Annotated in this window: 8 protein-coding genes and 1 pseudogene; 6 read left to right on the forward strand and 3 right to left on the reverse strand. The window is 69.6% G+C overall.

The annotated features are described in order from the left end of the window. Positions 1-43: 43 nt before the first annotated feature. Positions 44-166 (forward strand): annotated as a pseudogene (locus tag ABZV31_RS35640) (IS5/IS1182 family transposase); the annotation flags it as partial. A 528-nt stretch (positions 167-694) separates the two neighbouring features. Here the strand turns inward: ABZV31_RS35640 and ABZV31_RS35645 are convergent. Then, complete coding sequence (locus ABZV31_RS35645) at positions 695-946, reverse strand: hypothetical protein (RefSeq protein ID WP_355900996.1); 252 nt, start codon at positions 944-946, stop codon at positions 695-697. Between the two features lie 20 nt (positions 947-966). Next, entirely contained in the window at positions 967-1,848 is an 882-nt protein-coding gene (locus ABZV31_RS35650) for a site-specific integrase (protein ID WP_355900997.1), read from the reverse strand. A 1,248-nt stretch (positions 1,849-3,096) separates the two neighbouring features. Between ABZV31_RS35650 and ABZV31_RS35655 the strand changes: the two genes are divergently transcribed. From ABZV31_RS35655 to ABZV31_RS35670, 4 genes are all read left to right on the forward strand, one after another. Further along, on the forward strand, positions 3,097-3,960 hold the full coding sequence (locus tag ABZV31_RS35655; protein WP_355900998.1) for a hypothetical protein: 864 nt from the start codon (positions 3,097-3,099) through the stop codon (positions 3,958-3,960). Next, complete coding sequence (locus tag ABZV31_RS35660; protein ID WP_355900999.1) at positions 3,957-4,688, forward strand: amidohydrolase family protein; 732 nt, start codon at positions 3,957-3,959, stop codon at positions 4,686-4,688. Before ABZV31_RS35655 ends, ABZV31_RS35660 begins: the two co-directional genes overlap by 4 nt. A gap of 141 nt (positions 4,689-4,829) precedes the next feature. Then, the gene (locus ABZV31_RS35665) at positions 4,830-5,846 is read left to right on the forward strand and encodes an NAD(P)-dependent oxidoreductase (protein WP_355901000.1); all 1,017 of its coding nucleotides are present in this window, start codon (positions 4,830-4,832) and stop codon (positions 5,844-5,846) included. 61 nt (positions 5,847-5,907) lie between these two features. Continuing rightward, on the forward strand, positions 5,908-6,936 hold the full coding sequence (locus ABZV31_RS35670) for a dihydrodipicolinate synthase family protein (protein WP_355901004.1): 1,029 nt from the start codon (positions 5,908-5,910) through the stop codon (positions 6,934-6,936). Positions 6,937-7,036: 100 nt separating this feature from the next. Here ABZV31_RS35670 and ABZV31_RS35675 read toward each other — a convergent pair whose 3' ends face one another. Continuing rightward, a complete protein-coding gene (locus ABZV31_RS35675; protein ID WP_355901001.1) occupies positions 7,037-8,686 on the reverse strand; it encodes a hypothetical protein in 1,650 nt (549 codons plus the stop codon). Between the two features lie 212 nt (positions 8,687-8,898). On the opposite strand from ABZV31_RS35675, the gene ABZV31_RS35680 reads away from it, so the two are divergent. Beyond that, positions 8,899-9,603 (forward strand): IS110 family transposase (locus ABZV31_RS35680; RefSeq protein ID WP_355901002.1); only part of this gene is annotated, 705 nt, incomplete at its 3' end.

The following is a 9,603-nucleotide window of genomic DNA, read 5'->3' on the forward strand; positions in this document are numbered from 1 at the left end:
GCGGGCAGAGCTGTGGCGGTGCTCTCCTCGGGAGCCTCTCCCCCGACAGGCTCTCCTGGCGCTCGCCCACCCGCGCTGCGGTGCCACCTATGCGCAGCTTGCCGCGGCCTTCAGCATCGGCAGCGTCTACCGCCACGTGCGTGAGGCCGTGGGGGTCCTGGCCGCCCTCAAGGGCCGGGATCTGTTCCTCGGCCCATCCCTGCAATTCAATCCATTGAGGGATCTAAATGCATATCCTCCCATTACCGCATCTTTCGCTCGGATGATGGCGGGCTGTGCCGGTGGCCGGCGTGGGGCGGTGGGGGTGCCCGCCCGATCGGTGAGCGCCGGGCGATCTTGCCAAGCACACAGGGGTGGCGCTCCCGAGCTCCGGGCGCCGGAGCTGTAGCGACGGACCTGGATCGGGTTGAGCCAGTTGATCGCTCCCACATCCACTCCTCGTCCTGGCCCAGCCGCACGGCCAGAAGACACCCCGGCAAGTCCCATCCATGGCCACCGGCTGCGGCCAGCCACACCGGCGGCAGACCCCCTCCCGCCGCCCGTAGGAGCCCGTTTGGGCCGACAGCCGCAGGCGTGTGCAGAACACGCACAACCCGTGTCGGGAAAGGGATCCCCAGTCCGCGCAATAGCCGCATTCCCCGACCGTCAGACGTCGCCGCCCCGCCACCTCCGACCCCCGTTCTAGGGCCTGTCTTCAGTCGTGATCAAATCCGGGTTTTGGGTCCCGGGCGGGGTGCTGGTCCGGTAGGACGTTGGTGTGAAGCGTGCGCAACTCACCGACGAGGAATGGGAGTTCATCGAGCCGTTCCTGCCAATCGGCAGGCGCTTCATAGTTGTGGGTCGCGCACGCGTGCCGCAGCAGATGCGGGAAGAGGTCGGTGATCGAACCCTTCAGATGCTCACGCGAGGCCGCCTTCAACGCCCGCCGAAAGGTGTCCGGCCCCACCGCCGGCGCGATCGGCAGGTTCAGCGAGCGATCGACTTCGGGATCCGCTCGGAAGGGAACAGCGGGGCATGCGGATCAGCCGCATCATCGCGGAACTCACCCCGGATTTCCTCGACATACCACCACAGCAGTGCCCGCCCCTCGGCAAACAGGTATGCCTCCCGCTCGCGCGGGCCTGAGCCATTGGCACCCTTCCCGAACACCAGGAAACGGCCCCACTGTCCGCTCTCCCAGTGCACGTCCCCCATCCGCACCGAGCAGAGCTCCGCCGCTCTCACCCTCGAGATGTAGGTGAGCTTGGACATCACGTAGTTCCGCACAGCCACCGGATACTTCCGTGCCGACGGCAGAGCATCACGCCAGGACGCGAAGAACTCCTTCGTCGCCCGCACAGACGACGGGATCCGCAACCCGAAGTCACCGCGGTGCTCGGGCCGGTTGAAGGAATCGACCGGGGACTGGATCGCCGCCCCGAAACACCTAAGGATCTCTCCCGCGTACCGCTGCTCAAGAAAGGCGAAGTAGCTGTCGATCCGGTTCATCTTCGAGCGCATTGTGGCGTGACGGCCTGGCTTCCCCGCCCCGGAGAAGTACTTGTCGACCTGCCGCGACGTCAGTCGCCACGGCACCACGCCGTAGAACGAGCAGACTTCCACCACCGGCTGGACCAGCGCATCCAGAGTCTTCGCCGACAGCCCCGCGACATCCCTCGTCCAGCAGTATTCAGCCATCGTGTCCTGGAAGAGTGCCCGCTCGTCCGCCTCGGTCGACGACTCGAAAGCCCGGCGCTGAAGCGTCAGGACATCACCCTGCCCCGGCTCCGGCTCCCTGGGCCGCTCCATCGCGCCCACTCCGCCCTCGGCAGTGATCAGCGAGAAGCGGCGACTCCCTGAATCTGCCACGAGGCAGCAAATTACGCCCAGAACTCCTGGAATCTGCGAGAAATCCGCAGAACCTCACACGATCGGATCTCATCCACAAGCCTCCGACCAGCATGAACAGCGGTGACAGGCTAGACGGGCTCTGGGAACCCGCCGGATCTCCACTTGGAGATGCGTGAACCCGCCCACCGTGCACCTCCAGCCCGTTCCGACACCCCCTGCTCGCCTGTCGTTCCGCGACCAGAACGCCACACCCGCTCCGCTCACACAATAGTTCGATAAAGTGGGTTCGGCCAACTGCTCTTGATGCGGCTCGCAGCGGTAGCAGACAGGCTCGTACACAGTTGCCCACGTGCCCTGGGACGAGCTGCGGAAGGCAGTGGAGTCTCTGCATCAGGGATGCGCCGAACTGGCCGTCCGGGTCCACCAGCTCATCCGGGTGGTGTGCGCCCCGGAGTTGGAGAACGAGTAGCCGCGCAGGTGCGGCGCCGCGCCGTCGTGTGGCCCCTGACGCGCCGCTGACGGAATCACGCCGCCGTACGGTCAGCGGGCGCGGGCCTGTGGGATCGCTCTGGCGGCCGCTCGGCACCAGCAGGTGCAGGTCTGGACGGTGCTGGGCAGAGCCTTCAGTATGCGGTTTTCCAGATCATCGGAGGAGGGATCGTGGCAGGCCGCGTCCGCTTGTGGATCGCCTACTTCGCGCTTACTCTCCCCGGCGGGGCGCGCCGGGCCGGTGGGGTCAAGGGCGAGGGGCCGGGTGCTCCACGACGGTGCTCCTTCGATTCGGGCGGACGGGCCGGGAGTTGGAGGGCAAAGTGGCCGGTGCCCATGAGACCGGAGACGACCGTCCGCGCGACAGACGATGACCGGTCGAGGTGCGTGGCGATCTCAGCCATCGGCGGCTCGCGTCGCTCACCGCACCGGCGGCGCATGGCGCGGCCGGCCGCCGGGCTGGACCCGGACCCCGCGGCGGAGTCCTGCGGTGCGTGGGGCAAGCGGGCGGGCGTCGGCCGTCGGCCTGGACGGTGGGTATGCCGGCGTGCCCCGAACGACTTCGCTGCGGAGCGGCGGCAGCCGCAGCCGACGTCGGGGCCCTTGCGCCACCTGCGCGCCCCTCCCCGCCTTCACGGCGCCGGAAGCCCCGTGCACCGAGCCGCCGGCACGAACGCCTAAGGATCCTCAAGGAATTAAGGACCTCATGCACCTTCATTATCGGCGCGCTCTAAGCTAGATTTTCGGTCGTCCTAAATAGGCTTCGGGGAGGCCGGGGTGACCGGACCGCACATCACCGTCGCGAGCGGCGAAACACCACACCCACGCGACGCACTCGGTATCGATCTGCGCATCGACCTCGACATCGACGCACTCCTCGGGCGGTACCCCGACCGGCCCGGCCAGGTCGGCGACCCGGAGGGTATCCGCGAGACACTGCGCGCCCACGGCATCGCCCGGGCGGTCGTCAGCTCGCTGCGCGGCGCGCTGTGGGACACCGCGGCAGGCAACTCCGACGTGCTGTCAACCGCGGCCCGGCACCCGGACTTCTTGCCCGCCGGCGTCGTCGACCTCCGCGATGCCCTGCGCGCCGAGCGGGTGATCGAGCAGCTCGCCCGGTCCGGCGTACGGGCCGTCAGACTGTTCCCGGACGAGCAGCACGCCGACCCGGACTTCCCCGCCTTCCGGCACATCGCCAAACGCGCAGTCGACCACGGCCTGGTCCTGCTGACGGGAGGTGACATACGGCGGGTATGGAGACCGCTTGCCGGCCTCGACGCGCAGGTGGTGTTCCTCGACACGCACTTCTACGCCTTGGCCGACTTCATCCTGCTGGCCCGGGACGAGCCCGGCTTCCATACCTCGACCAGGTTGCTGAACTCGCCGGACGCCTTGGAGACCGTGGCCGCCGAGGTGGGACCTGAGCGCCTCCTGTTCGGCACGCGCACACCGCTCTACGAGCCGGTGGTGCCCCTGCTGCGGCTGGCCCGGTCCGGCCTGGACGACGAGGCGCGTGCCATGGTCGCGGGAGGCAACGCACGCCGGCTGCTCGCACCGGCGGGCGCGCGTGCCGACGCGGACGCGGGTCCCCGGACCGCTGGGGCCGGAAAAGTCGACGGTGGACCGGAGGGGAAACCGTGATCATCGACGTACACGCGCACTGGGGCCCCTGGTTCTTCGCCATGAACGTCGCCGACGTATCAGACAACGTGCAAGTGATGGAGCGTTACGGCATTGACCTGCAGATCGTCTCGGCGACCGAGGCGGTGATCTACGACCCGCGGACGGGCAACCGCCGTCTCGCCGACGTCCTCACCCGCACCGACCGGCTCCTCGGCTACCTCGCCATCAACCCGCGCGATCTCGCAGCAGCCGAAGACGACATCGCCGAGCTGCTGCCCACCGGTCGCTTTGTTGGCGCGAAGATCCACACCGACTACACCGACAGCCCTGTCGGCTCACCCCAGATGCGGGACGCGCTCACGCTTCTCGACGAGCTGGACCTGCCGGTTCTCGTGCACACCTGGGACCGGGCGGTGCTGGAGCTGGCGCAGCTGTGTGCTGAGCTGCCGCGGCTCCGCGCCATCGCCGGGCACATGGGCGGGACCGACTCGCACTGGGCGGTCGAGGCGACGCGGGTGTGTCCACGCTTGTACCTGGAACCCTCCTGCTCGCACGCGCCCGCCGGCCGGTTCCGGCAGGTCGCCGAGCAGGTCGACCCGCACCGGTTGCTCTTCGGCACGGATTCGACGCTCATCGACCCTGCGGTGGCGCTGGGCGCGGTGGCGGCGGCGAGGTTGCCCACGGACGTCGTGGAACGCGTGATGTGGCGTAACGCGGCAGAGCTCTTCGCCCTCCCGACTCCATGACTCCCCCATGCCCGAGCCCCGTCGGGCGCCGTGGCACCCGTCCGTCGGCACGGTGCAGGACGGCTGTGGACCGGCGGGCCCTTCCTGCGGAACGTACGGCAACGCCGACGGCGGGCCGAAAACAGCGACCCGGGAGGTTGTGTGCGTAGCGAAGCCGAGCTCGATGAGGCCCTCACCAGGCCCTCTGAAGCTCTCATCGAGTCGTTGTCCGACCTCGACGGCGACCTCGTCGTCCTTGGTGCCGGGGGCAAGATGGGGCCGAGTCTCGTCCGCCTGGCCCGGCGTGCGATCGTCGAGGGCGGTCTCAGCAGCCGGGTGATCGCCGTGTCCCGTTTCGGCTCCGGCGACACGGCCGAGCGGCTGAGCGCCGAGGGTGTGAAGGTGATCCGGGCCGACCTCGGCGACGAGCGGGACCTCGACCGGCTGCCAGAGGCCGCGAACGTCGTCTACATGGCCGGAGCCAAGTTCGGCACGACCGGCAACGAACACCGCACCTGGCATGCCAACAGCTACCTGCCCGGGCGCATCGCCGAGCGGTACCGCGGCGCGCGGATCGCCGCCTTCTCCACCGGGAACGTCTACCCGCTCGTACCCGTGCACTCCGGCGGCGCCACGGAGGCCACCCGCCCCGGACCGCTCGGCGAGTACGCGATGTCCTGTCTCGGCCGGGAGCGGCTGCTGGAGCACGCCTCGGTGACGTTCGGCACGCGGGTCGTGCTGCTGCGCCTGAACTACGCCATCGACCTGCGGTACGGCGTGCTTCTCGACATCGCCCGACGCGTCCGCGACGGTGAGCCCGTCGACGTGTCGATGGGCTGCGTCAACGTCTGCTGGCAGGGCTGGGCGAACGAGGTGGCGCTGCGGGCCCTGCACCTGGCGGCGGTTCCGGCGGTGCCGCTCAACGTCACCGGGCCGGAGACGGTGTCGGTGCGCCACCTCGCGGAGGCGTTCGGGGCCCGGCTCGGTGTCGAGCCGCTGATCGTCGGCGAGGAGTCGGGTAGCGCGCTGCTGTCCGACGCCACCGAGGCGCACCGGCTGTTCGGGTACCCGACCGTTGCCTTGGGCCGACTCATCGACTGGACCGCGGAGTGGCTGCGGAGCGGAGCCCCGGTCTGGGACAAGCCGACCAAGTTCGAGCGACGCGACGGGAGTTACTGACGTGACCATCCCCGCACCGGCTGTGGAACCACCCGCCCAGCTCTCCGCGGAGTTGTCCGCGATGCTGCACAGGGGCTGCGTCATCCCCGCCCACCCGCTTGCTCTGGACGAGCACCGCCGGCTCGACGAGCGCCGCCAGCGCGCACTCACCCGCTACTACCTCGACGCCGGTGCCGGTGGCATCGCTGTCGGGGTGCACACCACGCAGTTCGAGATCCGGCGGCCCGACGTGGGCCTGCTGCGGCCGGTGCTCGAGCTTGCCGCCGAGACGGTCCGCGAACGCACCGACCGTCCGGTGCTGCTGGTGGCCGGTGCCTGCGGCGAGACCGCCCAGGCCGTCGCGGAGGCGGAGCTGGCCGCTTCGTACGGCTACTCGGCGGTGTTGCTCAGTCCGGGCGGTCTGGAGCACAGAAGCGAGGAGGAACTGCTCGACCGTGCGCTGCGGGTGGCGACGGTGCTGCCTGTCATCGGCTTCTACCTCCAGCCGGCGGTCGGCGGGCGGGCACTGTCGGCGGCGTTCTGGAGAGCCCTCGCCGACACCCCGGGCGTCGTGGCGATCAAGATCGCGCCGTTCGACCGCTATGCGACGTCGGATGTGGTCCGTGCGGTCTGTGCCGCCGATCGCAGGGACGAGGTCGCCCTGTACACGGGGAACGACGACAACATCCTTGCCGACCTGGTGACTCCGTTCCGCTTCCGCGCCGGCGAGGAGATCCTGGAGAAGCGGATCGTCGGCGGGCTGCTCGGGCAGTGGGCCGTCTGGACGCACAGCGCCGTGGACATGCTGGAGCAGGCACACGCGGCCGCGCGGGGAGACCAGGCTGCGGCGTTGCGGGTCCTGCGGCTGGCGCCGCAGCTCACCGACGCCAACGGTGCGGTCTTCGACGTGGCGCACGGCTTCAGCGGTTGCATTGCCGGTATCCACGAGGTGCTGCGCGGACAGGGGCTGCTGGCGGGCCGCTGGTGCCTGGATCCGGCAGGGGACCTCTCGCCCGGTCAGGCCGAGGAGATCGAACGGGTCCGTCGGGCCTACCCGTGGCTGACCGACGACGAGTACGTCGCCGACCGCATCGACGACTGGCTGCGCTGACGGATCCCCCTGTCACGCCCGGTCCCGGGAACCGGACGGCTCCCGGGCCGGCCGCCGCGTGCTGCAGCTCCGCTCGCGGCAGCCGGGCGTGCCGCTCGGGTCAGGGCGCCAGCTGCTGCGAAACCTCTGCGGCCAGTCGGGCGAGGTCGGCCAGACCCTGAGCCTTTGCCGCATGGCCCAGTGCCGCAGCCCGACGGGCCGCGGGCGCCAGACGGCCCCCGCCGTAGTCCCTGACCACGAGGTCGGCCATCGCCATGAGCGACCTGCGGGCGTCATCGGACACCGATGCCGACCGCGCCTGGAACAGCAGCCGGTACACCCCGTACACCTGCTGCACCTCATGGTAGGACCGCACCGCCCGTTGCGGGTCATATATGTCGAAATCCGGCAGGAGCGCTCGGGAGTTGGCGGACAGGGTCCAGCCGGTCCGCGTCTCGAATCCACCGTTCGCGACGCCGAGGCCCGTGGGCTCGACGTCGTCGATCAGCGTGTCGACCCAGAAGTTCGTCACGCCCTTGGCCTCGTACAGCCGGAAGGCGATCGTCGCACTGGTCTTGCCCTCCACGTACGGGTCGAGGTCGACCTCCACGGTCTTGTAGCTTCCCGCCTCGTCCAGTGCGGCGTCCTGCTGCCAGACGACCTGCCCGTCGACGAGGAGCTGCTTGAGGTGGTAGCCCGTCGGCACACCGCCGTTGTAGTACGTGTCGTCCTGCTGGAAGCGGATGCGGTGCGGCCCGTCCGGATCCACCGTCACTGTCTGGGCGGCCTCGGCGTAGCCGCCGGATTGGGTGGGAACGCCGGCCGGGAGGAAGAGGCTGAGCCGGCCGTTGCCGGTGTGGGCGTGGTTGTCGTTGCGCCAGTCGTCGGCCGGGTCCAGCGGCAGGATGTAGGTGATGGTGCCGCCCAGCTTGCCCGCCGCAGTGTACTCGGCGCCTACCTGGGTCGTCTCGCGCACGTACTGCGGTGTCGGCGGCATCGGGGTCCCCGACAGTGCGCTGGTGTAGTTCATCAGGTACAGCTGCTTGCCGTGTGGCGCGAGTTGGGCGGAGGCGGCGTCGAGCTGTGCCCGCAGTGAGTCCGTGCGCTGGGTGTTGCGGTACGGGTCGTCCCGGTAGGCCATGATCAGCCCGTCTATCACGGGGGCGTACGCGTCCGTGAACTGCCGGGTGATCGTGCCGTTGTAGACCTGCGGCATGAACCGCAGCGACGGGTTGACCGACTTGGAGGTCTGCTGCATCCGCTGGACATAGTCCGGTGTGAACAGGCCGAGGTTGTGGTTGAAGTCGTCGATCGCATAGCCCTTCAACGCCGGATAGCGCGTCGAGAGCGTCGCGATCTCCTTCGCCCACGTGAGGTAGTCGGTGGTGAAGGGATGAGAGCAGCGCGACGGGGAGCACTCGGTCGGCGGGACCAGATAGACCCATACGTCGAGCCCTTGCCGCTGCGCCGCAGGGAGGAACTCGGTGCGCAGATCGTCCCAGTCGCTGGGGGCGTCCCAGATCAGGTAGATGAAGGTGTCGTTGTGCAGGTGGCTCAGCGCGCGCAGGGTCGCGGGGGTGTCGACGTGGCGGTAGCCGTCCGCCCGCGGGTCCGCCTCCCGGATCTCGCCGCCGTACGACGCGAGCATCCGGTCGGAGCGGGGCGCGGACGGCGGCCCGGCCGCCGCCGGCATGGTGGTGAACGCCGTCGTCAGCAGGGCGAGGAGCATGATCAGGCCGCGCGTGGTCGTCAGAAGTCTTCGGGTGCGCATGGGTTCTCCGTAAGTTGTTAGGCGGCCCGGGAGGGCCGGATGTGGCTGATGGGGTCTTGCCAGGTGTGGCTCCGAAGGAGTGGCCGTCCGGCTCTCCGGGGCGCCCCGGCTGCTGATTGAGATGTGCGCGCCTTGTGCGGTCGCTGTTTACGGAGATGACGGCGGGGTGTTCCTCGGGCCGACGGCATGCTGTGTCGGACGAGGAGGGGCGAGTGAGCAAGCGGCAGGCCCAGGTCTGGGCCGGCATCGACGCGGGCAAGGGCCATCACTGGGCGGCGGTGGTCGATGAGACCGGCGAGACGGTGTGGTCGAAGAAGATAGACAACGACGAGACAGCGATCCTGACCGCGATCGGCGAGACCCTGGACTTGGCGGACGAGGTCCGCTGGGCGGTGGACATCTCCCGGACGTCCTCCGCACTGCTGCCGGCCCTGCTCGCCGCCCACGGCCAGCAGGCCGTCCACGTGCCCGGCCGGACGGCCAACCGCATGTCCGGCGCCTACCGGGGTGAGGCCAAGACCGACGCCCGCGACGCCTACGTCATTGCCGAAACCGCCCGCTACCGCCGGGACTTCGCCATCATCGACGTTCCCGCCCAGCTCGCCGCCGACCTCGCGCTGCTGACCGCACACCGGCCCGACCTGGTCGCCGACCGGGTACGGATGATCAACCGGCTCCGCGACGTGCCGACCGGAGTCTTCCCGGCGCTGGAGCGGGCCTTCGACTACTCGGCCCACAAGGGCGCGCTGGTGCTGCTGACGGGCTACCAGACTCCGGCCGCGATACGCCGCCGCGGCCGGGCAACGCTCACGGCATGGTGGTTCGCCAACCGTGGCGTGCGCAGTGCCGACACGGTCGCGGCCACCGCCCTGGAGGCCGCCCAGGCCCAGCAGACCGCGCTGCCCGGTGAGGACGTC

Origin of the sequence: Streptomyces sp. NPDC005202, assembly GCF_040608235.1 — a bacterium.
Taxonomy (GTDB): Bacteria; Actinomycetota; Actinomycetes; order Streptomycetales; family Streptomycetaceae; genus Streptomyces.

Coding starts and splice junctions, on each gene's coding strand:
- ABZV31_RS35675 (WP_355901001.1), bottom strand. CDS start 8,686: ATGCGCACCCGAAGACTTCTGACGACCACGCGCGGCCTGATCATGCTC.
- ABZV31_RS35670 (WP_355901004.1), top strand. CDS start 5,908: ATGCTGCACAGGGGCTGCGTCATCCCCGCCCACCCGCTTGCTCTGGAC.